Here is a 26,817-nt window from a genome sequence, read left to right on the forward strand (position 1 = left end):
GATATGTTCGAATGTTGCAGGAGGTCGGGAACGTGAAGGTGTTGCAGGTGGGGGAGCGGGTGTGGCTGGTTGTGAACGATGCGGCGAACCGGATCCACTTCCAGATCGAGTACGGCCCCGCGACCCGTTCGGACACTCACGAGACGCTGATGGTGTACCGGGTTGATCATTGGGTGCTCAAGCGCAGTGACCGGTGGCCGTTGGGGTATTACGACGAGTTGCGGCAGGCGGTCGACGGCTGCGCGTTGGCGTTGGGTATGCCGAACTTCCTCACCCCGGCCACGGCACCGGATGGCACGATCATTACTCCGCAAGAGCAGCGCTCCCGCTGGCAGGCCGGCCTTGATCCGCGCACGGGACGCAGCAGGCAGGAGTCGGTGACGGTGTGATCCCTCAGCCGGGAGCCGGTCCCCGGGATGTGAGAGGAGGGTTGGCTTGAATGTCTCGCCGACGGAAGCCCTTCAGGCAGTGTCCTAGCTGAGTCGGCGGCGGTGACCCTGGCAGCGATTTGCGACGGATCGTATTGGCAGTCGCGTCCGCGATCGCCCGTCCGGCTCCTCATGGGTGTGGTTGGAACACTGACCAGCAGCCGAGGTCGTATTCGAGTTCTTCACCGGAGTAGAGCCGCAGCACCCATCGGTGTGAATTGCCGCCGGCGAACTGTCCGGTGACGGTTTCGCTCACCCAGACGCCATCGGACTCATGCACCCACCGGATTAGGCCGATGTGCTCCCTCATCCGTGGCGGGTGGGGTGGGTGGAGGTAATCCACTTCATCGGCCATCACGTCCCCCTTTTCCCGCCGCCTGATTCCAGCGGTGGGCACATGGTGCACCCACGAAGCTCCCTATGGGAATGCCCCATTTCGCACCGCGGTCAGCAGCGTCGTGCCTCGATGCGGGCCAGCCGGTACATCGCCGTGTGACCGTCGGCGATGCTGCACCGCTCCCAGATTTCCAAGATTTCACCGTCGGGGGCGTCGATGGGTCGGCGGATCACAATCGGCGGCACGTCAAAGGTGTCCGGCGATTGAAGAGTGACGATCTCTGCTTCGCCGTCCGGGTCTGGGGAGACCAGGATGACGACTATTTCACGCATCAGCTGCCTCGGTCGGGGTGGCTGGACTCTACGACCAGGCGCGTCGCCCGCGATAGACAAGATGTGTGCCGCGGGTCCGGCTTGCGGGCGGGAGTTGTGGTGCTCGCAGGGACCGATGTTCCGCGGAGGGCCGTCGCTTACTGTGCGGCCATGAAGAAGATGACTGCCGCAGCGATATACGCGCGGATCTCCTCCGACCAAACGGGGGAAGGGTTGGGCGTGCAACGCCAACTCGAGGACTGCCGCCGGTTAGCCAAAGACCGGGACTGGGTGATCGCCGGCGAGTACGTAGACAACGATGTTTCTGCCTACTCGGGGAAACCGCGGCTCGCCTACGAGCGAATGGTCGGAGATATTGTCGAGCGACGGATCGACGCGGTTCTGGTGTATCACTTGGACCGGCTCACCAGACGCCCGGTCGAATTAGAGCACTTCATCGACGTATGCACCGTTGCCGGCGTGGATGTCACCACGGTTACCGGGGATGTTGGGCTGGGAAACGACAACGGGCTGCTGATTGCCCGGATCACCAGTGCCATGGCGGCGGCAGAGTCCGGAAGGAAGTCAGCGCGAATCCGTCGCAAGATGCTGCAAAACGCACAAATGGGCAAACCCAACGGCGGGGCCAATCGACCGTTCGGATACGAATCCGACCGGATCACCATTCGTGATGCCGAAGCAGCCATCATCCGCGAGGTCGTCTCCCGCTACCTGGACGGGGAGTCACTGAACTCGCTGACCCGCTGGATGAACGAGAAGGCGGTCCCGACATCCGGGGTGGCGGACTCATGGAGTGTCCGCACCCTTCGCCCGATCCTGATCAGTGGACGCATCGCCGGATTGCGTGACCATCATGGGAAAACCGTGGGGCCCGCGGTGTGGCCCGGGATAATCACCCCCGAGCAGCACGAGACGGTGCTCGACACGTTCGCGTCTAGGCACATTGAGCGGCGGCCGCCGCACCTGTACCTGCTTAGCGGCCTGCTGCGGTGCGGTCGCTGCGGTAATACGCTGGTCACGACGTCGCCGCGGGGCGTGCGCCGCTACACCTGCACGAGAACACCAGGATCCAGCGGATGTGGCCAACTCTCCATCAATGCCTCGATGCTCGAGGAGTTCATAGCCCCGGCCATTGTGCTGCGGCTGGAATCGCCCGAAATCGGGCCTGTTCTGGTTGCCCGGGCAGAACCGGGTCAGCACCCGGAGCAGCTGGGCGAAGTCGTTCGCGCGCAACAGGCGATGCTTCAGCTAGCTGCGATGCTCGGCGCGGGGGAGCTTACCCGCGCCGAATTCCTGGAAGCCCGGAAGGCCGCGGCTGCTCGCCATGCCAGGGCGGTGAAACGGCTTGACCGGGTCGCCGGTATCCGCTTGTTCGATGGCTGGGCGAGCGAGGGCGCCGCACACATGTCTGCGTGGCAACAGCTCCCACTGGCTCGTCGACGAGAGATCGCCCGGACGGTGCTCACGTCTGCTGTCGTCCAACCGCGTCCAAGGGGAGCCCGCGTCCTCGATCCGACTCGTGTCGAACTCGTCTGGGCGACGTAGCGGCACGCCAGCAGGAAGAGCTTGATAGAACTGTTCTTCCGTTCGTGCAGCAGGTTGTCTACCCGGGCCGCCGATCGGACGGTCGATAGTCGCTGCGCCCCGGTTAGACAGTTCTCCCGCGGAGCAGCGAACCCTGCACAAGAACGTGCTGCGGTTTCGTGTTCGGCGCCGCGATTCGATCAAGAGTCTGCCGTGTCGCAGCCTCAGCCATGGCCGCCACATCCTGTCGCCAGGTGGTGAGGCCGAAGACGGGTGTGGCTACTTGCCCGAGCCCGTCGTACCCAGTCAGGGCAAGGTCGTCCGGAACCTGAACCCCCCAGCTGTCGAGCAGGTTCCACGCGGCGATGAGCGTCGGATCGTTGGGGCACATCAATGCTGTGATCCGGTTCAGCGATTCCCGGAGACCCTCCGGGTCGACGCCGTCGGCTCGGCTGCTTGCCTTGACGGGGAAGGGCTCGAGGCCCCGCCGTTCGAGCGCCTCCCACAGCAGCCGAGATCGACGGCTCAGGGTTGTGGAGCGGGCCCGCGAGTACATGACCACCCCGATCTTTCGATGACCGGCGTCGGTGATGAGCTGCGCGAGGGCGTCTGTGCCCGATCCGTCGTCTGCGACAGACCCGACCAATTTCGAGGTGGACGTTGGGCCGATGGCCGTAACCGGCACTTGCGCACCGACAGCCTCGATACTGCGCGAGGGGATTCGACCGGACGCGACGATGATCGCGTCCGGTCGGAGACCGAGAATGCGACCGAACGCCCCCGTCGCATGGTGATCGCCGTCGGACGCGGCCGTCAAGGCCGTGCTGTAGCCGAGGGCTTCCAACCGATCTTGCATTGCTGCGATCAACTCGGCGTAGAAATCGAGCCGCACGGTACGGACGACGATGCCGATCGTGCTCGTGGATGTCGCCTTCAGCGCGTGCGCTCGAATGTCCTTGACGTAGCCGAGGTCGGCAGCTGCCTTGGCCACGGCGTCGCGCACGGCGGTGGTGACGCCCACTTGGCCGAGAAGCGCTCTACTCGCCGCGGATCGCGAGACGCCGGCTGCGGTGGCGACGTCGATGAGAGAGGGTCGCCGCGCCGCTTCTGAATCGGGTTTCACAGGTGATAGTCCACCACGATGCCGAGGTGGTCGCTCGGCCAGGCGCCCGTGTCGACGTTCTCTGGTTCACCGACCACCCACGCGCGTCCCGCGGATACCGATCCGCGGGAGAAGTGGAAGTCGAGCGTGTAGTCCAGCCTGCTCGTGCTTCCCGGCATCAGTGACGTCGCGTAACCCCGATACGGTCGCGGGTTGTCGAGGACCAGGGGGTTGGTGTCGAGGATGGTCGCACCCGATCCCAACCGGGGGGCAGCGCGCCAGGCGTCGGTCCAACCGGCTCCGACAATCGCGTTGTATTCGCGGCCGTCGGGAACGAAGTTCATGTCGCCGGCGAGGAGCCGTGCGTCGGTGCCGGTCTGCGCCTCGTCGAGTGCCGTAAGGAGGCATGCGAGCTGGTCGAGGCGGTGATTGACGCTCTCGGCGAATTCGGTATCTGCGTCGGCGGGCATCGCCACCCCTCGAGCGGCCGCTCGATAGTCGTCGTCGCACCCCATGCGTCCCGCCTGCCAGGTGTGTCGAAGGTGCGCGGACGCGGCCTGCACATGGGCTCCGTCGTGGTGGACCGTCGCGGTCACGCCGTAGTAGTGGCGCCGTTGGGGGTGCGGCAGTTCGATGACCGAGGGTGCGCGGAAAGCGGCACGGGTCAGAAGCGCGGGGACGCTGGTGTCCGCATCGGACAGGACATCGGGGACCGCCGCGAGGCGGAGCCCGGTGCTGTGCGCGAGTGCCGCTGCGTCGGCCGGGCTGGTCTCTTGCAGCATCACTACGTCGGGTTTGATCCGGGTCACATAGTCGGCCAGGATGGCTGCTCGTTCCCTGCGATCGCGATAGAGCACGTTCCAGGTCAGGGTGCGAATGCTCATGCGCGGTCTCCCTCGTGGAAGTTGATGCGAAGGTAGGTGCGATCGTCGGGAGCGACGCGGGTGCCACCGACGGCCTTACCGAAGCCACGGAGTGTGGTGATGGCGGCCGGGTCCGCAGCGATCGCTTCTGAGAGTTCGGATTCGGCCTCGTGCAGCGTCGCGCTGGCGGCGAGGTAGCCGTCGGTGGCGAGGACCACGTGTGTTGCGTCGGCGAGTGGACGCACTTCGATGAAGCGCTCCGGAACCTCGGTACCGTTCAGCACCCCGTACCCGAAGGGGACATCGCGGTTCGCGAGTGCCGGTTGCAGCCGAAGGAGCTCGTCCGCGGCTCGCAGCCCCGGATCGTCCGTCTGCACATGGTCGAGTGATGCGCCGTTCGCCAGGTGCGCTGCGTTCACCGCAGCTCGGTACCAGGCGAGTGCAGTGTCGACGTCTTTCTCTCCGGGCAGGTGGGCCGAGTCGATCCCGAGGTGAACATCCCCGACCCGCCAGACCTCCCGACGTCGCAACGAGACGATCGCTGCGACGGCACCTGCTGGGCCGGCATGTTCGGGGTGCAGGTGTCGTTGTGCGGCGGTCACGGCGGTGATCGCCTCCACCGCGGATGCATCAGCTGGGAGGCGCAGAATCGTTTCGGCCGCCACTGCGGCGAACCCTCTACCGGATGCTTGGGCGGACGTCGTAGACAGCGGGCTAGACATCCCATCGATCACGGCGAGGTGATTGCTGGAGAGGACCAGCATGTCTTCGCTGCGCCGTGTCGGGTCCTTGCCGACGGTGAAGGCCTCGATCACGCACGACGGGATGGTCCCTCCGGCTGCGACCGATTGCAGGTCGGTGCCGGTGCTCAGCACGTCACGCGCGCTCAGGTACGCGGTCATCATGCACCCGCCGATCCGCCGATGAGGCGCGATGCGCGTTGCGACATGCGGTCGGCCACGATGACCATCGTCAGCGCGATGAGGGTGCTGATGACCACATAGGCGGTCGATATTCCGACGGTGCTCGGATCCTGGGTCGCGGCGAGAGTTCCCAGAGCAACACCGAACGGCGTGCTGTTGATGTTGTAGAGCAGGACGGAGATCGTGTACTCGTCGAAGGTCGAGTTGAAGCCGAGGGCAGCCACCTGTAGCAGAACCGGGATGAGCAACGGGAGCATGATGGTCCGGAATCGTCGAAGTCCGGTCGCGCCCAGGGAGCGGGCCGCCTCGTCGAGTGCCGGATCCATGCTGGCGTAGTCCGCTCGGACGAAGCGAAAGACGGTCGGCAACAGGGCGACCGTGTAGGCCAGGGGCAGGATCCAGAATCCACCGACCAGCACTTGACCGCCGACGAGGGCGCTACTCGCCCCGAATGCGATGAGGAACCCCAGGGCCAACAGCACGCCGGGCAGGAAATAGGGCAGCAGCAGGCTCGCCTGCAACGCTGCCGGAATGAGCCCGCGCTTGCGGTGGGTCAGATGGGTGACGGCGACGCCGAGGACCAGCGCGGCCGGGATGGCGATCGCACACAGCAGGAGCGAGTTCAGCAACGGCCCGAGCTGTGCGGAGGAGGTGAAGACGTGGATGTAGTTCTCCAAGGTGGGAGCACCGATGCTGCCGTTCCGGATGGCCGCGGGACTGGACAGCGACATCAGCAGCGTCGTCACCAGCGGCGCCAGGTTGATGACGGCGAGGATGCTGGCGGCTCCGTACAGGGCGACCCGCGCACCACTGCGGTGAATGCGTAGCGGCTGGAAGGGCTTCGCTGATTTCGCACCGGCGAACAAAGCCGCCCGGCGCTCCGTCCGAAGCACCAGGACCAGGAGCGCCGCTGTCAGGATTCCGAGTCCGAGCCCGAGCACCGCCGACATGTCGGGACGGCCGAATGCGGTCAACGCTTGGATCAGCGGCCCGATCATGGTGAAATGCCCGCCGCCGAGGATGTTCGGGGCGGCGAATGACCCGACAGCTGCGATGAAGACCATCAGCACCGCAGCGAGAAGAGTCGGCCGGAGGACCGGCAGCACCACGGAGGCGAGGGCACGTATCGGTCGCACTCCCAAGGACCGAGCGGCTTCGACGAGAGAGAAGTCGACCCTTCGAATGGCAGGACGGAGGAAGAGGAAGTGGTATCCGGTCATCGTGAAGGTGTGAACGAGGATCACCGCGAGTATGCCGGAGAACCAGTTCGGTGGAATCCCGGGAAAGACGCTGAGCATGGCGTGTGTAAGCAGCCCGTTCGAACCGTAGACCGCCGCATACCCTGTCACAGCGGACACGGACCCGAACACCAGGGGGACGGCGAAGGCGATAGCGAAGAAGGCCTTGGCGCGGAGGTGGAATGCTTCAAGTAGGAATGCCTGCGCGATGCCGACGATGTTCACCGTAACGACCGACACGACGGCGACGATGATGGTGTTCGTCAGCGCGGACTGGACCTGTTCCGACGCCGCAAGTGCGTGGATGGTGTCGAAGAAGGATCCGGTGGGCGGGAAAAGGGCAGAGTGGATGATGGAGAGGTTGGGCCAGTACAGGAACGTCACCAGGAACCAGGCGATGATGGCGACGAGGCCGACTACTCCGGCGATGCGCCCTACCCGGGAGACCAGGATGGGTCGCGCGGGTCTGGCTGTTAGGAGAGCCACAGCAGGTCCTCCTTTCGTACGGTGCAGCGCACGGGGTCCCCGGTGGCCCAGCGCGCGGCCGCCTGGCCGCCGGGCCGCGCGACGATATCGCCGCCGCCGACGCGAACGATCATTCGGCTCGACGCCCCGAGATAGGTGCGCTGCCGGATCTGCCCGACGGCGCTGTAGACCTCGCCTGCCGCCTGGTCCGCGGGAGAGCCGAGGTGCACGTGTTCCGGACGGACATAGAGGTTGACGCCTGCCGTCGGCGTGATCCCGAACACCGCGGCCATGTGTAAATCGAGTTTGGTGGACTCGCCGATGAACTCGCAGGTGTAGGCGTCCGCCGGATCGCTATACAGCGTCTCCGGCGCCGCCACTTGGGAGAATCGGCCGTGATTCATCACGGCGATCCTGTCGGACATGCTGAGAGCTTCTTCCTGGTCGTGGGTGACATACAGGGTGGTGATCCCGATCCGGTCGTGCAGTGCACGGATCTCGTCGCGGAGTCGAACGCGCAGCACAGCGTCGAGGTTCGACAGCGGTTCGTCCATCAGCAGGACGCTGGGACGAGTCGCGAGAACGCGTGCGATGGCGACACGTTGCTGCTGACCGCCCGAGAGTCGGGCAGGGGTTGCCTCCCGCAGGTCTTCCAGACCCGTGATCGCCAGCGCTTCGCCGACCCGCTCGGGGATCTCCCGGCGGGGGAGGCGTTGCGCTCGCAGACCGTACGCAACGTTCTGAGCAACGTTGAGGTGGGGGAACAGTGCATAGCTTTGGAACACGAATCCCAGGTGGCGGTCCTCGGGGGGCAACGCTGTCACCTCCTCCCCGTTGATGGTGATGCTGCCCGACGTCGCATCGACGAGGCCGGCGATGGTGCGCAACAGAGTGGACTTGCCGCAGCCGGAGGGGCCGAGAAAGGTCATGAACTCGCCGCGCTCGACCTGGAACGACATTCCGCTGAGCGCATCCCGGTCGCCATAACGTACGGTCAGGTCGTCGACGGTTACACCGCCGGGGTGGGGGGAACCCATCAGCTACCGCTGGAGAGCTGGATCTTCTGAAGCCAGTCGCTGAGGTGCTTAGTCACGACCGACCAGTCGATGTCCTGCTTGTCGATGCTGTGCAAGGCGGCCGCCTTGTCACCGAGCTCCTTGACCGCTGCCGAGTTGACCGGCGTGTCGTTGTTGGTCGCGTTCACGAAATCGACTTGGAAGTTCGTCGACCCGAACCAGTCGATGAAGGCTTTCGCCGCTGCGGCGTGCGAGCTGCCCTTTACCAGGCCGGCACCGGTCTGCACGTAGGGCGATCCGCCCTTCGTGTTCACCGTCGCGAGTTCGAGCTTGTTGTCGGATGCGCCGGTCTGGATTCCGCCGAGCCAGCTGACCACGATCGGCTGCGCGCCGGATGTGACCCAGTTCCAGTCGAACTTCTGACCAGCGGAGACCGCGAAGGAGTTGGCCTCGATCTTGCTCAGCACATCCCATCCCTTCTGGGACACCGTGCCGGTCGCGTGGTCGGTGTATCGCCAGAGGATGCCGACAGCCGCCGCTTGTCCGGTCTGGCCGGTGATGGAAGGGAACACGAACTTGTTCTTGTACTCGGGTTTCGCGAGGTCTTCCCAGCTTTTCGGTGCGTCTGCCGCTGACATCTTGGCCGTGTTGTAGGCGATCACGATCGGCGTCTGGGTGGCGAGGGTGAAGTCCTTGTCCGACCCACGGAGATTCTTGGGAACGTCATCGGTCCAGGAGGGCGTGTAGGGCTGAAGGATTCCAGCGTTCGCCACCTGGGTGAGCTGAGCCTCACCGAGGCCCAGGACGACGTCGGCCTGGGTGTTGTTCTTCTCCGCGAGAAGGCGGTTCGTCAGATCCCCGCCGCCGCCCGAGACGAACGTCACGGTGATCCCGAGATCGTCCTTGGCTCGCTTGACCATGTACTCCCCGCGCGCGTCGGATCCCTGGGGCGAGTAGACGACGATCGTCTGGCCACGCACCGAGGTCGGAGTCGCGTCAGCGGACGAGGCCCCTGTTGCTGGTCCGGATGAGCATCCTGTCAGGGCGACGGCGAGGACGGCTGTGATGCCGATGACGGCGGCGATGGTGCGGAGTCGGGAGGACATGGTGGCCTTTCGGTCGAAGTGTGGGTGCTCTAACGCTCGCCAGATCCGGTGAACAGCGCACAAACAGACGGCCACATCGAGGTGAAAGCGTGGGAACGATCCCGGGACCGTTCCCACCACAATGACCTCAAAGAACCTGCCACCGCGGCTTGTTCGCGTAGGCATACCGGTAGTACTCGAGGTTCTCCAGCCGCGACGCGGCCGCCTCGTCGACGATCACTGTGGCATGCTCGTGCAGCTGGATCGTCGACGCCGGAAGGCGCGACGTGACCGGACCTTCGACGGCGCCAGCGATCGCTTCTGCCTTGCTCGCGCCGAAAGCGAGCAGAAGGAGCCGTCGGGCTTTCAGGATGGTGCCAAGGCCTTGAGTGATGCAGTGAGTGGGTACCTCTTCGAGTGATGCGAAGAAGCGCGCGTTGTCGGCTCGGGTCTGGGCGGTGAGGGTCTTCACCCGGGTGCGTGACGCGAGGGAGGAGCCCGGCTCGTTGAACCCGATGTGACCGTCGGTTCCGACCCCGAGAATCTGCGCGTCGATGCCCCCTGCGGTCGTGATGGCTTCTTCGTAACGTGCGCCGGAATGCTCGATTCGATCTGCCGAGCCGTCCGGGACCTGAACGAGCGACGGATTCAGCCCCAGGGGTCCGATCACTTCGCGATCGATGACCGCTCGGTAGCTTTCCGGGTGGCCGGTCTGCAGCCCGACGTATTCGTCCAGCGCGAACCCGCGGATCCGGGAGACGTCCAGGCGGGCCGCCTTCACGCTGGCGGCGAGAGCCTGGTAGACCGGCCGGGGTGTGGATCCGGTTGCCAGGCCGAGGACCGCATTCGGTCTGCGCCTGATGAGTTCGTGCAGCACCTCCGCGGCAAGCGTTCCCGCGACGTATTGATTGCTCACCACGATGACTTCGGTCACAGGTGTTCCCTTCGATGTGGGAGATCCGGGCACAACCGTGACGGTTGACCGGTGCTGGATCAGACGGCGCCGTAGGACAGGCCAGAGACCAGACGACGCTGGAACAGGGCGGCCAGGATCAGGACGGGGATGGTGCCGACGGTGATCGCGGCGGCCATCTGCCCGAAGTCCGTGCCGGCGATGGAGATGAAGAAGTTCACCGTCGTGGGGTAGGTGCGGGCATTCACCGACGTCAGGAACTGAGCGAACGCGAACTCATTCCAGGTCTGGATGACGAGGAGCAGGGCGGTCGAGACGATGCCCGGACCGAGAAGCCGGAAGTGGACGGTCCACAGGATGCGCCACCGGGACGCGCCATCCAACTGCGCCGCTTCGTCAATCTCGACCGGGATATCGCGCATGAACCCGCGAAGCATCCACACCGCGAGCGGGACGTTCATGGTGAGCGTGGCGATGATGAGGATCCACGGGGTGTCCAGAAGGTGGATGAACTGGGTGATCAGGAAGAAGGGGATGACCACGGCGATCGCAGGGATCATCCGGAACGACAGGATGTTCAGCGCGACGGAGCGTTCCTTCCTCAGGCCGAACCGGGTCAGTCCGTAGGCGGCCATGAGGGCCAGGAACAGGGACGGAATCACCGAGCCGATGGTGACGACGATGCTGTTCTGGATGTAGCCGCCCATGTGGTTCTCGACGAACAGGTCGGTGTAGTTGTTCAGCGTCGGGGTGAAGATGAAGTTCAGGGGCTGGAGCACGTCCCTCTTCAGCTTGAACGAGGAGGAGACGGCGAACAGGGCGGGGAAGAGGGAGATCAGTGACCAGATGATGACGACCGCGTAGATCAGGGCTGCCGACCAACGCCGTTTGCGGCGCACTCGAGGGGCGGGCTGGGTCTGTGGCGACGTTTGTGGGGGAGCGGTTTCGGTGAGGGTGGTCATCCTTGCAGCCCTTCTGCTCGCTTGAGGTACCTGGTGACGAATTGGGAGACGAGTATGACCAGGATCAGGAGAAGTACGGCGATGGCCGACGCTCTCCCGATCCATCCGGAGGTGTAGAGGCCGTAGTGGAAGATCATCAGCCCGAGCGTCTCCGTCGCCTTGCCGGGGCCGCCCTGGGTGAGGGCGTACGCGGTGTCGAAGACTTTGACGGAGTCGATCAGGCGCAGTGCGACCACCAGGCCGAAGATCGGCTGGAGCATCGGGAAGGTGATGTGGCGGAATACCTGCCAGGCGTTCGCCCCATCGATCTGTGCTGCCTCTTTCGGGCGGTAGTCGAGCGACCGGATGCCGGCGAACATGATGAGCGCGACGAACGGTGTCCACTGCCAGGTCTCGACGGCGAGGACGGAGAGGAACGCCAGCGGCGGGGATCCGAGCCACGCCTGATCGAGTCCTAGGGGACGCAGGAACGCGTTGAGTGCTCCATTGAGGTCGTTGAACATCAGGCGCCACAAGAGCCCTGCCATGACCGGAGCCATCACCAGAGGGACGAGGAACAGGGTGGTGAACAGCCTGCGACCGACGAGGATGCGATCCAGGAGAAGAGCGAAGATCGTTCCGAGAACGACGGTGGTGGCTGTGGAGGTGAGCAGGAACGCGATGGTGACACCGACGGCGGGCCAGAAGTTGCCGTCGGAGCCGGAGAGCAGCCGAGTGTAGTTGTCGAAGCCGACGAACTTCGCACTGGATAGTGGTGTTCCGCGGTTGTAGTCGAAAAGGCTGACGCCGTAGAGGAACAGGCCGGGCAGTACTCCGACGGCCAAGACGACGATCAGGGCGGGGGCGATGTAGAGACGGCCGGTGCGAGTTGTTCGCCGGGTGAGTTCGTGGGTGAATTGCTTCGGTGCGCTGTCAGTTGTTGCAGTCACGTCAGGGTCCTTTGGTGGGACCAGGAAGGGCGGCCGGGGGAACCGCCCTTCCTGGAGTGTGAGCTAGCCGGCGGCCTTGATATCGGCGCTTGCCTTCTCGAGAGCTTCCTTGGCAGTGAGCTCCCCAGCGAGGGCTTCCGATCCGTAGTTGCCGATCGTGGTCAGCTTGGAGTCGAGGTTCTCGACCTTGGGCAGCCAGCTGATGCCTTCCTTAGCCAGGTTGTTTGAGGCGTCGAGCGCCTTGAGCATGGCCGGGTAGTACAGCTTCTGAGCTGCCGTCTGAGGGTTGCTCATCGTGCTGGTGCGCGTCGGAACGCCGCCGTCGGAGACGTACGTCTTCGAGGTCGCCTTGGACGTCATGTACTCGATGAACGCCCAGGCGGCGTCCGCGTTCTTGGCGTGCGCGGCCAGGCTCAGGCCCCAACCGGCCAATGCGCCGTACTGCCCACGCGGACCGGTGGGCGGTGGTACGAAGGCCACCTTGTCTGCGACCGTGGAGGCGTCGGGATCCAGAATCGAGGGCGCGATCGCGGTTGCGTCGAACCACATCGCCGTGTGACCGGAGGAGAAGGCCGAGAGAGCTTCTTCGTTGGTGTAGCTGCTGACATCCTTCGGAGCGGTCTTGAGCAGGTCGATGTAGTACTGCAAAGCGGTGACGTTGTCATCCGAGGCGATCTGGTCGGCTCCGGTCTTGGGGTCCCAGAATCCGGTGCTGAACTGGTACATGATCGTGAGCAGACCCGAGGCGAACTGGATGCCCTTCTGTCCACGCATCGACGTGCCGTACAGGCCCGGCTCCTTGCCGGCAAAGAACTGGGCGTCCTTGAGGTATTCCGCCATCGTCTTCGGAGGAGTCTTGTCGTACTTCTTGAAGATGTCTGTGCGGTACCCGATGAATCGCGATTCTCCTGCGATCTGAACGCCGTAGGACTTTCCGTTCACCTCCTGCAGGCCCTTGCTGTAGGCGGGGACGATGTCGTTGTAGTCGAAGAACTTGTCGTCGGTCTTCGCAAGGCGATCGGTGACATCCTGCACGATGCCCTCCTTGGCGAACGAGGACATCCAGAAGCCGTCGACCATCACGGCGTCGTAGGCTGCGTTGTTGCTCTGGTAGTCGAGCTCGATCTTCTGCTGCAGGCTGTTCTGGTCGACGATGTCCCATCGGACATTGACACCGGTGAGCTTGGTGAACTCGTCGGTCATCTTCTGCATAGCCTGGGTGCTCGGGTGGGTCTGCGCGGCGATGGTGATGGTGTCGCCGTTGTACTTCTCTTTGATCTTCGCCGCCCAGGCCTTGACCTCGGAACTGGCGGACTGTGAGTCTCCGCCGGTTCCTCCGGTCGTGCTACAACCTGTCAGGATGAGCGCGCTTGCTGCGGTGACGGCGAGAATCTTTGAAATTCGTCGCATGGTGGGGGATTCCTCTCGGTGTTCGGGTGAGTGTTACTGGACGACTTCGCTGTTGCCAGACGAGAGCGATCGCTCGATTGCGAACAGCACCTTGTTCACTTGCACTCCAGTCGCGAGCGGGGTCTCGGGCTCGTGGCCCCGCTTCAGATCGGAGAGGAAACGACGCGCCATCCACGCAGGGGCGGCACTGTTGATTCCGTCGAATACACCGTCGAGCACACCGTCTGTGGTGTGCCGGTCGGTGAAGAATTGGACGCCGCTGCGTCCCACGTCCACGAGAGAGGACGCTTCGGTCCCTACGTACTCGTATGTGAAGTCGACTGGCGCCGGGTGGCCTTCGGGAAGCACCCACGCAGAGGTCAGCGAAGACGTGGAGCCGTCTTGGTGAACGGCCAGGGCATGCACGACATCCCAGGTGTCCACGCCTCGGCTGGCGAGGACACCTCGGCTTCCCAATGCGAAGACGCGAACGATGTCCGAGCCGGCGAGCCACTGGACGAGGTCGACCGTGTGCGGCATCAGGAACCAGAGCGGTGAGCTTTTGCCCGCCCAGGCCAACATGCGGGTGGGGACGAAATAGGTGTTGCTGAGGTTCGCCGTTTGGAAGACCGGACGCCCGGACGATCCGGATTCGATCGCCCGGCGCACCTTCACGAAGGGCGTGTTCCAGCGGTTCTCGAATGCAACCATGCAGTACACGCCGGCAGTCTCGACGGCTTCACTGATGCGCTGGGTGTCCTCCACCGAGGTGGCGACCGGCTTCTCCAGCATGATCGCCACGCCTCGGTTGGCGAGCGCGACCACGGCGTCCGCGTGAAGGAAATCGGGCGTCGCGATGATCGCGGCGTTCGGGCTGACCTGGGCGAAAGCTGTCACCAGGTTGGGCCACACGGGGAACTGGCGCTCTCCGATCGCTACCCACCCTGCCGGAAAGGCCGGATCGACGAATCCGACAAGTTCGGACTCGGGATCGCCGGCAATGACATCGGCGAAGATTCGCCCGCGAAGGCCGGCGCCCACAATGAGCACTCTCGGGTTGATGGCGTCCATGACATTCCTGTTTCTGTGATCGCCAGCCGCGGTCCTGCTACAGCGGCTGCGGTGCGGGCAGGTTTACTTGATTCGTCGTACGTTACTCTATGAACTCCGACAATAACAATACGATTTTCGCGTAGATATTTTCGATCGTCGAACGATAGAGTAGAAACCATGACGACTCTTTCTCCGCTCCCGTCGACGACGCCGGCGCTGGGCACCCCTGGAAATCTGCTGCAGCTGGTTCGCTCGGGTCATGCCAGATCACGATCTGACCTGGCACGAATCACCGGACTGGCGCCTTCCACGGTGGGTCTCCGAGTGAACGACCTGCTGCGCCTGGGCGTGCTGACCGAGACGGGTACCGGCGCACACGGTGGCCGCAAGGCGCGTCACCTGAAGGTGGATGGGCGCTCCGGGATCGTTGCCGCCGTGGACATCGGCGCCAGCCACGTTCGGGTGGCCATCGCTGATCTCGCCGGCAATGTGCTCTCTGACGAGCAGCGCTCCTCCGAGCTGATCGACGCCGACCCTGGGATCACCGTCGACCGGTTGTGGAGCGAGATCGAGGCGATGGCGGTATCGGTAGGGCGTGAGATGTCGACCCTCCGCGGGCTCGCCGTCGGTATCCCGGCCCCCGTCTCCCAACCCGATGGCCGTATCGTGTCCCCGGCATTCATGCCGTCGTGGAACCAGGTCCGCCTGGCCGACTGGTTCGCACTGCACACCAGCGTCCCCGTGCACGTGGAGAACGATGCGAACCTTTATGCCATCGCAGAGTGCCCTGCTGGCGGTGATCTGCACGAAGCCCATGTGCTGGCGGTGAAGTTGGGAACACGAATCGGTAGCGGCATCATCAGCGCAGGCGTCGTCCACCGTGGCTTCAACGGTGCCGCCGGAGAGATCTCGCACACACGGGCCTCTGGGGAAGCATCGATCCCCTGTTCGTGCAGCGTGCCGAACTGCCTGGAGTCCGTGGCCAGTGGTGGCGCTCTCGTTGCGCGGCTTCGACAGAGTGGGCGCACCATCGCCGACACGGCCGAACTCGTGCAGCTGGGCGCCGACGGCGATCCCCAGGTAGTGGAGGTCCTGCGGGAGGCTGGGCGCGAGATCGGCGCCGCCCTCTCGGCTTTCGTGAACTTCTTCAACCCGCACGATGTTGTCCTCGGCGGGACGATGTCGAACAGTGGACCACTCGTGGCCGCGTTGCGGGCCGAACTCTTCCGCACGTGCCTTCCCCTGGTCACGGAGGACCTGGATGTTCGTTCCGCACGGATCGACACGGGCCTGGCAAGCATGGGCGGGCTGCGCCTCGCCCTGGATTCGGTGCTTCACCCGCATCGGGTAGACCAGCTGGTCGGAGAGTCCGAGACCGGCGGAGCACGGTGAGCGCGGACGCCGCCTATATCGGCGTGGATGTCGGCGGCACGACGATCAAAGCGATTGCTGCTGACTCCGGTGGTCATCTGATCACCTCAACGCGGTCGGCGACCTTCCGAGTCGACGGCAGCGCACTGAAGACCTTGAGCGCCACGATCGATGACCTGCACTCCCGGCTCACAGCATCCGGGCGGACCGTCGCTGCCGTCGGTGTCTGTACCCCCGGCATCGTCGACCCTGTTGAAGGGGAAGTGCGATTTGCGGCGAACCTCGACTGGGACCGCCTGCCGCTGGTCGCGATCTTGCGGCGCCGCCATGGCATACCGGTCTTTCTCGAGCACGACGCTCGCACGGCCGCGCTAGCCGAAATTGCCGTCCGGGGGATCTCTGCGGCGACATCGATCGCGTTCATCCCTCTCGGTACCGGCATTGCAGCAGCGATGTACGACCGGGGCACCCTCATCACTGGTCGGACCGGCGCGAGCGGCGAGATCGGACACACGATCGTGTATCCGGCAGGTGAGCTCTGCACCTGCGGACAGCACGGATGCGTGGAGGCATACGCCGGGACGGCTTCGATCCGTCGCAGATATGTGGCCAGGGGCGGCGAGACCATCAGCGTGAAGACCTTGGTCGAGCGCATCGAGGTCGAACCTCTCGCCGCCGCCATCTGGGGAGAGGCGGTCGATGCTCTCAGCCGGGGGCTGCACACGACGATTGCTCTCACCGATCCGGAGCTCGTGGTGTTGGGCGGAGGTCTATCTCTTGCCGGATCGAGGCTTCTTGACCCGGTACGGACCAAACTGGCGGAGCTGTTCACCTGGCGTGTTGCCCCCACGGTCGTGACTTCGCGATTGGGCCGCGATGCCGGCGTGGTCGGAGCGACCTTCCTCGCATCGCAGCGCAGCTTTTCGGTGTCGCAGTTGCGCACCTTGTCCGCCGAACTGTCCGCCCGGTCACGGTCGGCGTCGCGTCGGCCCGGGGCCGTCACGGTTTCAGCCGACGAGCTGGACGCTTAGCGGTTAAGACTTCCGGGCGGGCATCCCGTGGCGCGACAGCCACTCGGAAGACGCTGCACCGGCCCCGCTCCGGGGGCCGGTGCAGTCATGGCTTGACCGCTCTCTTCTGAGGAACCTCAGGGTCGATCGAGTTGTGCCCGGGTTCGCGCCAGGGGCCGGATGCGGATGAAGTACCACAGGACGCCGAGTGCGAGAACGACCAGTCCGGAGTATCCGGCGACGTTGTTCTGAGCAGGCAGGGTGAGCGCCAAATCCATCACGATGATCCAGAGGATCGCCAGCACGCCGATCGGCTTGAACCAGCGGCCGAGGCTGAAGCCGTCGGCGGGCTGCACGATGCCGGTCCTATTCCACATGCCCGCGATGATGATCAGCGCGTAGGAGGTGTAGACGGCGACCGAGGACACGCTGGTGATGATGGCTTCGATTTGTGCGCCGAGGGTGAACAGGATGGAGATGACGGTGGCTGCGATGATCGCCACGTACGGCACCCGGTTGATGGTGCTCACCTTCACCAGGTGCTTGGAGCCTGGCAGCACGGAATCGCGAGCCATGGACCAGCCAAGACGAGAGACGGCTGCGAGGTTGATGAGCCCGCAGGCGAAGATGGCGATGAACACCAGGACCATGAAGAGCGAGGACACCACGTTCCCGAAATGCGCTTCGACGATCGCCAGCAGCGGCGTCGGCGATGCCTGGATCTCTTGGACGTTCGGGATGGCCAACGTGAAGCCGAGTAGGACGACGAATCCTCCGATGGCGGAGATCAAGACGGAGTTCACGATCGCCTTCGGAACGGATTTTGTCGGTTTTCCGCTTTCTTCGGCGAGATCCGCGGCGCCTTCGAATCCGGTCAGTGTGTATGCGGCCGTCAGCGAGGACAGTGCGAACCCGCCCAAGCCGGCTGTCGCGGCGCCGGTGTTGCTGAAGAGGTCTACGTGTGTGCCGCCGTTGAGGAAGACCCATACGAACAGGGCCAGCCCCACCAGGAGGGTGCCGACGATTTCCGCGACGACGGAGAAGTTGTTCAGGGCGCTGGCGAACCGCAGCCCGACAAGGTGGATGACCGCCCAGGCAACGAGGGTGACGATAGTGACGGCGACGATTGTCCCGGTGCTCGAGCCCATTCCTACGAACGGGCAGAAGTAGGACGCGAACGCATAGGCGACCCCGGCGGTCCCGGTGAGCCAGCCGACCAACGCCAGCCATCCGGGGAACCAGCCATACCCGAGGCTGACCATGCGGGCGGACCATTGGTAGGCGTAACCGGCGAGCGGAACGCGGGTCGCGAGGTGGGCCAGTGTCAGGGCGATGAGCACGTTGCCTAGGCCGACGATGGGCCAGGTCCAGACGAAGACCGGCCCCGCAGCGTTGAGGCCGAAGCCGTAATTGGCGAACAGGCCGGTGGTGATCGACATGAGTGAGAACGACACGGCGAACGTGGAGAAGAAGCCGAGCGTTCTTCGCAGTTCCGATTTGTATCCGAACTGGGTCGTTTCCTCGCCGTCGACGAGGGTCGGGTTCTCGGATGATGACATTCTGGTGCTCCTTTGCGTGAATGGTTGGGGGTGGGGCGGGAGGGATTCGGTCAGGCGCGTGCAGGCTGCCGCGGGGTGGCGGCAGGGCCGGCATTGATGAGCTTCATTGCCGCCTGGATGTCCGCGATGATGACCACGTCGGGGTGGAGTTGCAGGGCGGAGGCGGGGCACGCCCAGGTCACTGGGCCGAGTATGGCGTCTGCGAGAGCATCAGCTTTCGCGGCGCCATGGGCGACCAGCAGCAGGGTGGCGGCGTTCAGAATCGTGCCGACGCCTTGGGTGATGCAGTGGGTGGGGACCTCGGACAGCGAGGGGAAGAATCGGCTATTGTCACGGCGGGTCTGTTCGGTCAGCTCAGCGACGTGGGTTCGGCTGGACAGGCTGCTGAAGGGTTCGTTGAAACCGATGTGCCCGTTTACTCCGATCCCTAAGAGCTGCAGATCCACTGCTGCGTCTCTCACCAGCTCGTCGTAGCGCCGGGCTGCCGCGTGTGGGTCAGGCGCCCAGGCATCCGGTGTGTGCAGCGCTCCGTCGGGAAGCCCGAGCGGACGGGCGAGGGTCTGAAGGAGGGTCTGACGATAGGTCGCGGGAGAACCCTGCGGGAGCCCGATGTACTCGTCAAGGGCGAAAGCATTGATGTCAACACTGTCGAAGAGCGTGCGGTGGTTCTCGGCGAGGCTGACATAGGTGGCCAGAGGTGAGGATCCGGTGGCGACCCCGAGCCGGAACTCCCGCCGCCCGGACATGTGCTTTGCGATTTCGTCGGCTGCCATGCGCCCGACAGCCGAGGGGTCGTCCGCGACAATCAGCTCCATGATGGTTCCTTTCGGAGGGCGAGCTCGCCTGCCGCGATGGCCAACCCGCGCACGACCGCGTCGTGGACGAATTCTCCAGCGCGGATGTCCACGGGGTAGGGGTGGCCGGACAACGTGAGCTTCAGGTCGTGAATCAACGATGGGGCTGAGCTGACCCCGCCGCCGACGACGATTCGCTCTGGGTCAAGCATCCAGACGATGTTCTCGATCACCTCGGTCAGCGCGTCGACCGCTCTCACCGCCACCGCGGCGAGGGGACCTGTTGCGGATTCGAAGACGTCGCTCGCTCGAACTCCTCGGCCCGCTACGGCCGCCGCGGACGCTTCGATCGCTCTGCCGCCGATCTGGTCCTCCAGGATCGACCCTGACCTGGTCCGGATGTAGCCGATCTCGCCTGCGATCCCGTTCTGCCCTCTCACGAGGCGGCCGCCGACGACGAGGCCGGCGCCGATTCCGGTTCCGAGACCGAGGTATACGCCGTTCTGGACTCCCCGAAGTGCCCCCGAGGTGAGCTCGGCCTGAGTGGCGAAGTTCACATCGTTTCCGATGACGAAGGGAAGCTGAAGTGTGCGCCGGGCGGTTTCAGGAAGACGCAATGACGTCCAACCGCCGACGTTCGGGGCGAGGTCGATGCCCTGCTCCTGGACGATGCCCGGGCTTGCGATGGCTGCTGCCGAAACCGCTGCTCCGAACTCCTGCGTTGCCCAGTCGGCCAGGTGCAGTGCGCGGGCGAAGGCGTCCTCCACGATCGCTTGCGCCGACGCCGAGTGATCGATCGTGTGTCGCTCACGGCGCAACAGGACGCCCGCGGGTGTCGCGACGGCGACATCGATCTTGGTCCCGCCGAAGTCGATCGCGAGAACGCACTCGGTGTGGTCTACCGGATTGACCTCAGACATCGCGGGACCACGGTGTTCCCGGCTCTGACTGGATCCACGTACGAATGGCGTTGCGGAATCCCGGCGTGAGCTCGCGAGCCGAGAGGACCGTGTACCAGAGTCCACTGCGCTGGATGACTTCGGGTACGGCGTCGAATGCGCGGTCCACGTCTTCCCAGGTCACACCCATGTCAGCGGGACGATAGGGCACCTCGAGGGTGTCGAGAACACCTCGGATCCTGTCCGGTTCGTTGTCCTGCAGGGCGCTCGCGATCAAGATGCCGAGGCCGACAGCCTGACCGTGCAGGAAGGATTTCCCGGTGACGTACTCGAGTGCGTAGAAGAGGAAGTGATCGGCGCCCTCGATGTGACGAGGATTCCATCCGGCGTTCGCAAACGCGCTCCCGCCGTAGCTGAGCGAGACGACCAGGTGCCGGATGCCGTCGTCGGTGAGATCGTGGATCGCCTGGGCATTGTCAACGATGCGCTCATAGGCCTCGCGTGATGCCGCAGCCAGCCGCTCGTCATAGGGCCACTGGGCCTCGACCGTGCCTTCCGAGGCAGCGAACTTCCAGTCCCAGAGCGCCGTGTGGTAGCACAGCACGTCCGCGGCGCCGGAGCGGGACAGAAGGGCTGGCGCCGACCGAATCAGGTCGAAATCGACGAAGATCGCCTCGGGCACAGCCCAGCCCACGTACGAGACGATGCCCCCTGTGCGCACCGCACTTCGGTGGCCCCACGGTGCGTTGACGCTCAACGCCGTCGGCACCTGGAACAGCGGCTTGCCGCTACGCCAGGCCAGGTATTTGGCCGTGTCAATCGCCTGTCCTCCGCCGATACCGATGATGGTCCCGGCGTCCCGGACGCGGCCGACGAGCTCCTCCAGGTGCGTGCGGTCGAGACCGGCCGACAGCTCCATCGCCCCCTCGAATCCGGCGACGTCACGGTAGAGGTGCGTGAGATCCGGCATGGAGACGACCACCAGGGGTCCGTTTGCGATCTTGGGGAGCTCTCCGATGAGTCCTCGCCCGAAGATCGTGTTCATTTCGCGCACGTGCGCCTCCGTCCTATCGAGTATCTGAGAGTGTGCATCATCGAACGGAGCAAGTCAATACTATTAACGTGATCGGAATGCGGGAAGATTGTGAGGTGAGCGACGAAGCAATCAAACTGGGGCATCAGGGGCGCCACGAAATTGTGCGTCGACACAACGAACGCGCGGTGCTTCGCGCCATCTACGATTCGGGACCTTCGAGCAGAGCGGCGATTGCAGCGTCAACCGGCCTTTCAAAACCGACCGCCGGAGCCCTTCTGGAGAACCTGGCCGAGCAGGGTCACCTCAGGACCGCGACCGAACTCATCGAAGGCCGAGAACGTCAGACCTTCCACTTCTCGGACGGAATTGGTCTCGCGCTGGGGATTGAGATTGGTGCGTCGTTCGTGCGTGGCGCGCTTACTGACATCACCGGGAATCGCAGCATCGAACCCGTCGCGCTTCCTACGCCGACCGACCGGAACGACCTCGTCGATGTGGTGCGCAACGTGTTCTCCGAGGTGCACACCCGAGCTGGCTCCCGGGCGGAAGACGTCAAGACGCTGACGCTTGCGGTGCCTGGCTCGTTGACCGATTCAGGCGCAGCCATCGCGCTTTCCCCGACGGTTCCCTCGCTGGAAGGGCTGCAACTGACTCGTCGGCTGCAACTGGGAGACGAAGTCGAGATCGCCATCGAGAACGATGCCAACCTTGCCGCCCTGGGGGAAGGGTGGCGCGGGGCGGCGTTCCCGTCGAAGAACTATGCGGCGGTCTACCTCGCGGCCGGGGTCGGTATGGGTATCGTCAGCGATGGGCACATTCTGCGCGGCGCACGCGGATTCGCCGGCGAGATCGCGTACCTGCCAATCGGTGCGGACTTACACGACCCGGAAGTGCATGAGCGCGGTGCGCTGGAAGTTGCCGTAGCAAACGCCGACGTGCGGAGCAACGCCGAGCTCATTCCCCTGCTTGCGCGCACGATCCTCAGCGTTCACGCGATTCTGGACCCTGAACTGGTCGTACTTGGCGGGGCGCGTGCGGCGTCTCCCGGGTTGATCGAGGGTGTCCGCTCGGCTGTCCGCGCGATCGTGCCCTTCGAAGTCAGAATCGAGGCGTCTCCGCTGGGCACGGACGCTGTGCTTATCGGGGCGGTGGCCGACGCGCGGTTGCATCTCTTGAATACCGTTCTGGGGTGATTGGGCGACGGCGACGGCGCCCAATGGACGTGCGCGCCCGAGCGATTCCGACTGCCGGCCTTCCATTCGGAGGTCACATTCCGCAGCGCTCGCTCGACCGAAGGTGCCGGGCGCCGGGATAGTCAGCGCTCAGCCACCTGATACAAGGACAAGTCGCCCAACGGGGTTGCTTGTCCTGGGAGCGACGGGCTCCGACGGTCAGGCGATGGCGCGACCGAAAGGCAAGGCCATGACGATCACGAATCCGGCGATAGAAGCTCCGGCCCCACGCTGGCGGGACGAAGGACGCCCTCACGACAGCGCGGGATGGATCCGTAGGGCACAGGAAGTCGCTGACATCCTGTCTGTCGACGCCCTTGAGCGCGACCGCGCCAATGCCACCCCCTACACGGAGGTGCAGCTCCTCAAGGAGTCCGGGCTCGTCACCCTCCTCGGCCCCCGTGAGCACGGTGGCGCCGGGGAGAACTGGGACACCGCGTACAAGGTCATCAGAGCTGTAGCCCGCGGCGACGGTTCGATCGGCCAGGTGCTCGGCTACCACTATCTCTGGGCCTGGGCCGCACGCCTGGTCGCCACCGAGGAGCAGATCGCCGCCGTCGAGGAGCTCTACACGACGAACAACTTCGTCTTCGGCGGTGCGGTCAATCCCCGGGACTCTGACCTCACCATCCGCGAAGACGGCGATGAACTCGTCTACTCGGGACGGAAGTCGTTCTCGACCGGCGGTCAGATCTCGGACCTCACGGTGCTCGAAGGGGTCCTCGAAGGCACGGAAACGCACATCTTCGCCATCGTCCCAACGGCACAGGAGGGCATCGTCTTCGCCGGCGACTGGGACAGCCTGGGACAGCGGCTCACCGAATCCGGGTCCGTGGAGATCAGGGATGTGCGAGTGCCCTGGACGGCCGCGGCCGGGTTCGTCGAGGGGGAGTTCCAGCCGCTGGTCTACAACACCCTCAACGTCCCCACGATCCAGCTGGTCTTCGCCAACTTCTACCTCGGTATCGCGCAGGGAGCGCTAGAAGCCGCTTCCTCGTACACGCGCTCCACCACCCGCCCGTGGCCGTATGGAGGCGATAACAAACAGCGGGCCGGCGAGGAGTGGTACTTGCTCGAAGGGTACGGGGAGCTGCAGTCGAAGCTCTGGGCCGACGAGGCGCTGCTCGATGTTGCGGGCGCGGAGATCAGTGACCTGCTGCACGCGCCGCGAGAAGGCCTGTCGGAGCGGCGCCGTGGTGAGGTCGCGGTGCGCATCGCAGCTGGGAAGCTGCGGATCGTCGACGATGGCCTGGAGGTGGCCACCAAGATTTACGAGCTCGCCGGCGCCCGGGCCTCGGCGAGTTCCGTCGGGTTGGACATCTTCTGGCGCAACCTTCGCACGCACAGCCTGCACGATCCGATCGCATACAAGAAGCGTGAAGTGGGCGAGTACGTCCTCCTCCACCAGATCCCTGAGCCCACCTGGTATACGTGAGGTCGCACGGGCGGTGAGGAGTCTGAAACGGCGGCTGATCATCAGCCGCCGTTTCGTCGTAGAGGCGGGGTGTTCGCCCAGGCAGGGGCCGCCACTCGGCCCAACCATCCGCTAGACGCCATGTACGTTTCGGGCGTACCGGGTCGACGACGTGTCTAATCGGTCGAGCGTGTCCCGACCCTACCGTGAGACGCAACCGACCCCTGAGGAGGACCCGCGATGCTCTCGATGGAGACCGCACGACGGACCACTGCCAACCCGCTCGCTGACGCAACCTCCCAGTTGGATGCCGCGATTGCCAGTCTGGGGTACGACTCCGGTATTCGAGACATGTTGGCTACGCCTCGTCGCGAGATGACCGTGTCAGTTCCGCTGCGAACCGACGACGGCAGCATCCGGGTCTTCACCGGTCACCGGGTGCAGCACAACCTCTCACGAGGGCCGGCGAAAGGCGGACTTCGCTACAGCCCCGATGTCACCCTCGATGAGGTCCGCGCCCTCGCGATGTGGATGACCTGGAAGTGCGCGCTCGTCGACATCCCGTATGGCGGAGCAAAAGGCGGCATCACCATCGACCCGCGCGCCCACTCCGAGGCCGAACTCGAACGCGTCACGCGGCGCTACACCAGCGAGATCCTCCCCATAATCGGTCCGGAACGCGACATCCCGGCTCCCGATATCGGGACGTCGGAGAAGACCATGGCCTGGATCATGGACACCTACTCCGTCGCCACCGGATACACGGTTCCCGGCGTGGTGACGGGCAAGCCGCTGGCCCTCGGCGGCTCCCTGGGCCGTGCCAGCGCGACCTCTCGCGGTGTGGCGCACGTGGCCCTCGCCGCCCTCCAGCACCGCGGTATCTCCTGCATCGGTGCCACTACCGTCGTGCAAGGCTTCGGCAAGGTCGGCCGCGACGCAACCCGGTTCCTGACCGAAGCGGGGGCGCGGGTGGTGGCGATAGCCGACCAATACGGTGCCATCTACAACGCAGGCGGGATCGATCCGGACCGCCTCGGCGCACATGTGGACGCCACCGGATCCGTGGTCGGCTTCGCCGGTTCCGAGCCGATCGACGCCGCCGCCGCGCTCGAACTGCACGTCGACCTCTTGATCCCTGCCGCAGTCGAAGGTGTGCTCACCGCCGAGAACGCACCACGGATCACCGCCCGCGTCATCGTCGAAGGAGCGAATGGGCCGACCACCACGGCCGCGGACCGGATCTTCCTCGCCAACGACCAGTTGGTCGTCCCCGACATTCTCGCCAACTCCGGCGGGGTGATCGTCTCCTACTTCGAGTGGGTACAGGCCAACCAGGCCTACTGGTGGGGAGTGGAAGAAGTCGAATCCCGGCTGCGTTCGCGGATGCTCTCGACCTGGCGCAATGTCCTCGACTATTCCGATAAGCGCCGGCTGACCTTGCGCGAAGCCGCGACCGCGCTCGCCGTCGAGCGGGTCGCCGAAGCACACCGTCTTCGTGGCATGTACCCGTGAGGGCCTGAGTCCTCGCTACTCCAATTCGACGGCTCTGACGGGCCGCGTGCGGATGTCCTCGATCTCGCCGCCTGCCTCATCGACCGACATCGCGGGCGTGGGGCGCCGGAACCCGCGGGTGAGCCAGAGGAGCCATAGGAAACCTGCGGCCAGCCAGGTGGACCCGATGATCAGTGCGGTCGGGCTCAGTCGGGTGAGCATGTAAAGGGTGACGCAGGCGCCCACGGCGGGGAGGATCACGTACCCGACAACGCCGAGCGGTGTGGTCTTTCGTTTGCGGACGTAGAACGCGATCACGCAGATGTTCACGACGGTGAAACCGGTGAAGGCGCCGAAGTTGATGAAGGAGTAGGCGATGTCGGTGGTCAGGAACATGCCGACGACGCACATCAGTCCCGTGAACGCGATCGCCCAAATCGGTGTCTTGGTGACGGGGCTGACCCAGCCGAACAGTCGTTTGGACAGCACGCCGTCGCGTCCCATGAAGTAGAGCAGTCTGCTGGAGCTGAGCTGCACGGCGAGTCCCGACGCGAACCCGGCGACGACGCCGGCCAGGTTGGTCCAGTCGGCGAAGGTCTGCCCGCCGACCTTCGTGGAAAGGATGTAGCCGCCCACTTGCTCGTCGCCCGGTCCGCCAAAGTTGAAGCCGGGGTGGACCAGCTGCATGACGTAGGCGACGCTGACGAACAGCAGCCCTCCGATCACGATCACCAGGATGACGGCGCGGGGGATCGTTTTGGATGCGTCCTTGGTCTCTTCCGACAACGTTGTGACCGCGTCGAATCCCAGGTATGAGTATGCGGCGATCGCGGCGGCCGCGGTCACTCCGCCGAGGCTGGTCTGGCTGTTCCAGACGGGGGTGATGTAGTCGTGAGCGGGATGGTGCACCAGAAAGACCAGACAGTACGCCACAAACAGCAGCACCAGGAAGACGGAGAACGCAGTGAGCACCATATTGACGCGGTCGCTGAGGACGAGTCCGATGATGTTGATGGCGGTGGTGAGACCGGCGTTGATGAGCATCCATGCCCACACCGGGATCTCCGGGAACTGGGCGTTGAGGTAGACCGATTGCACCAGCCAGGCCACCATCGGCAGGAAAAGATAGTCCAGCAGGATGCTCCAGCCGACCAGGAATCCGATGGGGGAGTTCAGGAGCCGGCGTGCGTAGAAGTAGGCGGAGCCGGACACCGGGTAATGCTTGGAGAGTTTGGAGTAGCTGATGGCCGTCAAAAGCATGGCCAACGTGGCGATCAGGAAGGCGGTCGGGGCGGTTCCGGCGCTGGCGACGGCGATGACACCGAAGATCACCATCACCAGGCTCGGTGCCATGTAGGCCAGGCCGAATGCGACAACCGATGGCAGCCCGAGTCGCTTCTCGAGGTGGCCCTCGCGCTGACTCATTTCGCGCCTCCGGCGACACAGTAGCGG

At 64.7% G+C, this 26,817-nt stretch carries 25 protein-coding genes; 7 read left to right on the top strand and 18 right to left on the bottom strand.

Annotation, left to right across the window (positions count from 1 at the left end; all coding sequences use genetic code 11):
- Positions 1-11: 11 nt before the first annotated feature.
- On the top strand, positions 12-389 hold the full coding sequence (locus tag BLR91_RS02225; protein ID WP_089877505.1) for a hypothetical protein: 378 nt from the start codon (positions 12-14) through the stop codon (positions 387-389).
- 169 nt (positions 390-558) lie between these two features.
- Here the strand turns inward: BLR91_RS02225 and BLR91_RS02230 are convergent, their stop codons facing one another.
- A complete protein-coding gene (locus BLR91_RS02230) occupies positions 559-783 on the bottom strand; it encodes a hypothetical protein (protein WP_089877502.1) in 225 nt (74 codons plus the stop codon).
- Positions 784-875: 92 nt separating this feature from the next.
- On the bottom strand, positions 876-1,097 hold the full coding sequence (locus tag BLR91_RS02235) for a hypothetical protein (RefSeq protein ID WP_089877499.1): 222 nt from the start codon (positions 1,095-1,097) through the stop codon (positions 876-878).
- A gap of 150 nt (positions 1,098-1,247) precedes the next feature.
- On the opposite strand from BLR91_RS02235, the gene BLR91_RS02240 reads away from it, so the two are divergent.
- Positions 1,248-2,642, top strand: coding sequence for a recombinase family protein (locus BLR91_RS02240; protein ID WP_089877496.1), 1,395 nt, complete (start codon positions 1,248-1,250; stop codon positions 2,640-2,642).
- Between the two features lie 103 nt (positions 2,643-2,745).
- On the opposite strand, the gene BLR91_RS02245 is transcribed toward BLR91_RS02240, so the two are convergent.
- The 11 genes from BLR91_RS02245 to BLR91_RS02295 all read right to left on the bottom strand — a co-directional run bounded on the left by BLR91_RS02245 (position 2,746) and on the right by BLR91_RS02295 (position 14,577).
- Positions 2,746-3,744: a LacI family DNA-binding transcriptional regulator gene (locus BLR91_RS02245; RefSeq protein ID WP_089877492.1), complete on the bottom strand. Its 999-nt coding sequence runs from the start codon at positions 3,742-3,744 to the stop codon at positions 2,746-2,748.
- On the bottom strand, positions 3,741-4,607 hold the full coding sequence (locus BLR91_RS02250) for an endonuclease/exonuclease/phosphatase family protein (protein ID WP_089877489.1): 867 nt from the start codon (positions 4,605-4,607) through the stop codon (positions 3,741-3,743). The genes BLR91_RS02245 and BLR91_RS02250 overlap by 4 nt, the downstream gene beginning before the upstream one ends.
- Positions 4,604-5,491, bottom strand: coding sequence for a hypothetical protein (locus tag BLR91_RS02255; RefSeq protein WP_089877486.1), 888 nt, complete (start codon positions 5,489-5,491; stop codon positions 4,604-4,606). The genes BLR91_RS02250 and BLR91_RS02255 overlap by 4 nt, the downstream gene beginning before the upstream one ends.
- A complete protein-coding gene (locus BLR91_RS02260) occupies positions 5,488-7,233 on the bottom strand; it encodes an ABC transporter permease (RefSeq protein ID WP_231918797.1) in 1,746 nt (581 codons plus the stop codon). The genes BLR91_RS02255 and BLR91_RS02260 overlap by 4 nt, the downstream gene beginning before the upstream one ends.
- The gene (locus BLR91_RS02265; protein ID WP_089877482.1) at positions 7,221-8,249 is read right to left on the bottom strand and encodes an ABC transporter ATP-binding protein; all 1,029 of its coding nucleotides are present in this window, start codon (positions 8,247-8,249) and stop codon (positions 7,221-7,223) included. The genes BLR91_RS02260 and BLR91_RS02265 overlap by 13 nt, the downstream gene beginning before the upstream one ends.
- Positions 8,249-9,334, bottom strand: coding sequence for an extracellular solute-binding protein (locus BLR91_RS02270; RefSeq protein WP_157694687.1), 1,086 nt, complete (start codon positions 9,332-9,334; stop codon positions 8,249-8,251). Before BLR91_RS02270 ends, BLR91_RS02265 begins: the two co-directional genes overlap by 1 nt.
- A gap of 127 nt (positions 9,335-9,461) precedes the next feature.
- Entirely contained in the window at positions 9,462-10,247 is a 786-nt protein-coding gene (nagB, locus tag BLR91_RS02275; protein ID WP_089877474.1) for a glucosamine-6-phosphate deaminase, read from the bottom strand.
- Between the two features lie 59 nt (positions 10,248-10,306).
- Complete coding sequence (locus BLR91_RS02280; RefSeq protein ID WP_157694686.1) at positions 10,307-11,188, bottom strand: carbohydrate ABC transporter permease; 882 nt, start codon at positions 11,186-11,188, stop codon at positions 10,307-10,309.
- Complete coding sequence (locus BLR91_RS02285; protein WP_157694685.1) at positions 11,185-12,117, bottom strand: carbohydrate ABC transporter permease; 933 nt, start codon at positions 12,115-12,117, stop codon at positions 11,185-11,187. Before BLR91_RS02285 ends, BLR91_RS02280 begins: the two co-directional genes overlap by 4 nt.
- A gap of 63 nt (positions 12,118-12,180) precedes the next feature.
- Positions 12,181-13,527: an ABC transporter substrate-binding protein gene (locus BLR91_RS02290; RefSeq protein ID WP_089877466.1), complete on the bottom strand. Its 1,347-nt coding sequence runs from the start codon at positions 13,525-13,527 to the stop codon at positions 12,181-12,183.
- A gap of 33 nt (positions 13,528-13,560) precedes the next feature.
- Complete coding sequence (locus BLR91_RS02295) at positions 13,561-14,577, bottom strand: Gfo/Idh/MocA family protein (protein ID WP_089877462.1); 1,017 nt, start codon at positions 14,575-14,577, stop codon at positions 13,561-13,563.
- A gap of 159 nt (positions 14,578-14,736) precedes the next feature.
- Between BLR91_RS02295 and BLR91_RS02300 the strand changes: the two genes are divergently transcribed.
- Together BLR91_RS02300 and BLR91_RS02305 are read left to right on the top strand one after the other, a co-directional pair.
- On the top strand, positions 14,737-15,951 hold the full coding sequence (locus tag BLR91_RS02300; RefSeq protein ID WP_089877460.1) for an ROK family transcriptional regulator: 1,215 nt from the start codon (positions 14,737-14,739) through the stop codon (positions 15,949-15,951).
- Positions 15,948-16,961: an ROK family protein gene (locus BLR91_RS02305; protein ID WP_157694684.1), complete on the top strand. Its 1,014-nt coding sequence runs from the start codon at positions 15,948-15,950 to the stop codon at positions 16,959-16,961. Before BLR91_RS02300 ends, BLR91_RS02305 begins: the two co-directional genes overlap by 4 nt.
- 116 nt (positions 16,962-17,077) lie before the next feature.
- On the opposite strand, the gene BLR91_RS02310 is transcribed toward BLR91_RS02305, so the two are convergent.
- From BLR91_RS02310 to BLR91_RS02325, 4 genes are read right to left on the bottom strand one after another with little or no spacing between them, the layout of a single operon-like run.
- Positions 17,078-18,499, bottom strand: a complete 1,422-nt coding sequence (locus BLR91_RS02310; RefSeq protein WP_089877454.1) for an amino acid permease — start codon at positions 18,497-18,499, stop codon at positions 17,078-17,080.
- A 50-nt stretch (positions 18,500-18,549) separates the two neighbouring features.
- Complete coding sequence (locus tag BLR91_RS02315) at positions 18,550-19,314, bottom strand: glucosamine-6-phosphate deaminase (protein ID WP_089877449.1); 765 nt, start codon at positions 19,312-19,314, stop codon at positions 18,550-18,552.
- Positions 19,305-20,213, bottom strand: coding sequence for an ROK family protein (locus tag BLR91_RS02320; RefSeq protein ID WP_089877446.1), 909 nt, complete (start codon positions 20,211-20,213; stop codon positions 19,305-19,307). Before BLR91_RS02320 ends, BLR91_RS02315 begins: the two co-directional genes overlap by 10 nt.
- A complete protein-coding gene (locus tag BLR91_RS02325) occupies positions 20,206-21,237 on the bottom strand; it encodes an iron-containing alcohol dehydrogenase (protein WP_089877443.1) in 1,032 nt (343 codons plus the stop codon). Before BLR91_RS02325 ends, BLR91_RS02320 begins: the two co-directional genes overlap by 8 nt.
- A 104-nt stretch (positions 21,238-21,341) precedes the next feature.
- Between BLR91_RS02325 and BLR91_RS02330 the strand changes: the two genes are divergently transcribed.
- From BLR91_RS02330 to BLR91_RS02340, 3 genes are all read left to right on the top strand, one after another.
- The gene (locus BLR91_RS02330) at positions 21,342-22,421 is read left to right on the top strand and encodes an ROK family transcriptional regulator (protein WP_157694683.1); all 1,080 of its coding nucleotides are present in this window, start codon (positions 21,342-21,344) and stop codon (positions 22,419-22,421) included.
- Positions 22,422-22,650: 229 nt separating this feature from the next.
- Positions 22,651-23,895, top strand: a complete 1,245-nt coding sequence (locus BLR91_RS02335; protein ID WP_089877437.1) for an acyl-CoA dehydrogenase family protein — start codon at positions 22,651-22,653, stop codon at positions 23,893-23,895.
- Between the two features lie 219 nt (positions 23,896-24,114).
- The gene (locus tag BLR91_RS02340) at positions 24,115-25,386 is read left to right on the top strand and encodes a Glu/Leu/Phe/Val family dehydrogenase (RefSeq protein WP_089877434.1); all 1,272 of its coding nucleotides are present in this window, start codon (positions 24,115-24,117) and stop codon (positions 25,384-25,386) included.
- A gap of 15 nt (positions 25,387-25,401) precedes the next feature.
- On the opposite strand, the gene BLR91_RS02345 is transcribed toward BLR91_RS02340, so the two are convergent.
- A complete protein-coding gene (locus tag BLR91_RS02345; protein ID WP_197674306.1) occupies positions 25,402-26,790 on the bottom strand; it encodes an APC family permease in 1,389 nt (462 codons plus the stop codon).
- Between the last annotated feature and the right edge of the window lie 27 nt (positions 26,791-26,817).

It is taken from the genome of Leifsonia sp. 466MF, assembly GCF_900100265.1.
Taxonomy (GTDB): domain Bacteria; phylum Actinomycetota; class Actinomycetes; order Actinomycetales; family Microbacteriaceae; genus Leifsonia.

Coding starts and splice junctions, on each gene's coding strand:
- BLR91_RS02295 (WP_089877462.1), bottom strand. CDS start 14,577: ATGGACGCCATCAACCCGAGAGTGCTCATTGTGGGCGCCGGCCTTCGC.
- BLR91_RS02265 (WP_089877482.1), bottom strand. CDS start 8,249: ATGGGTTCCCCCCACCCCGGCGGTGTAACCGTCGACGACCTGACCGTA.
- BLR91_RS02315 (WP_089877449.1), bottom strand. CDS start 19,314: ATGGAGCTGATTGTCGCGGACGACCCCTCGGCTGTCGGGCGCATGGCA.
- BLR91_RS02310 (WP_089877454.1), bottom strand. CDS start 18,499: ATGTCATCATCCGAGAACCCGACCCTCGTCGACGGCGAGGAAACGACC.
- BLR91_RS02320 (WP_089877446.1), bottom strand. CDS start 20,213: ATGTCTGAGGTCAATCCGGTAGACCACACCGAGTGCGTTCTCGCGATC.
- BLR91_RS02300 (WP_089877460.1), top strand. CDS start 14,737: ATGACGACTCTTTCTCCGCTCCCGTCGACGACGCCGGCGCTGGGCACC.
- BLR91_RS02235 (WP_089877499.1), bottom strand. CDS start 1,097: ATGCGTGAAATAGTCGTCATCCTGGTCTCCCCAGACCCGGACGGCGAA.
- BLR91_RS02240 (WP_089877496.1), top strand. CDS start 1,248: ATGAAGAAGATGACTGCCGCAGCGATATACGCGCGGATCTCCTCCGAC.
- BLR91_RS02290 (WP_089877466.1), bottom strand. CDS start 13,527: ATGCGACGAATTTCAAAGATTCTCGCCGTCACCGCAGCAAGCGCGCTC.
- BLR91_RS02230 (WP_089877502.1), bottom strand. CDS start 783: ATGGCCGATGAAGTGGATTACCTCCACCCACCCCACCCGCCACGGATG.
- BLR91_RS02325 (WP_089877443.1), bottom strand. CDS start 21,237: ATGAACACGATCTTCGGGCGAGGACTCATCGGAGAGCTCCCCAAGATC.
- BLR91_RS02250 (WP_089877489.1), bottom strand. CDS start 4,607: ATGAGCATTCGCACCCTGACCTGGAACGTGCTCTATCGCGATCGCAGG.
- BLR91_RS02345 (WP_197674306.1), bottom strand. CDS start 26,790: ATGAGTCAGCGCGAGGGCCACCTCGAGAAGCGACTCGGGCTGCCATCG.
- BLR91_RS02340 (WP_089877434.1), top strand. CDS start 24,115: ATGCTCTCGATGGAGACCGCACGACGGACCACTGCCAACCCGCTCGCT.
- BLR91_RS02280 (WP_157694686.1), bottom strand. CDS start 11,188: ATGACCACCCTCACCGAAACCGCTCCCCCACAAACGTCGCCACAGACC.
- BLR91_RS02335 (WP_089877437.1), top strand. CDS start 22,651: ATGACGATCACGAATCCGGCGATAGAAGCTCCGGCCCCACGCTGGCGG.
- BLR91_RS02255 (WP_089877486.1), bottom strand. CDS start 5,491: ATGATGACCGCGTACCTGAGCGCGCGTGACGTGCTGAGCACCGGCACC.
- BLR91_RS02225 (WP_089877505.1), top strand. CDS start 12: ATGTTGCAGGAGGTCGGGAACGTGAAGGTGTTGCAGGTGGGGGAGCGG.
- BLR91_RS02270 (WP_157694687.1), bottom strand. CDS start 9,334: ATGTCCTCCCGACTCCGCACCATCGCCGCCGTCATCGGCATCACAGCC.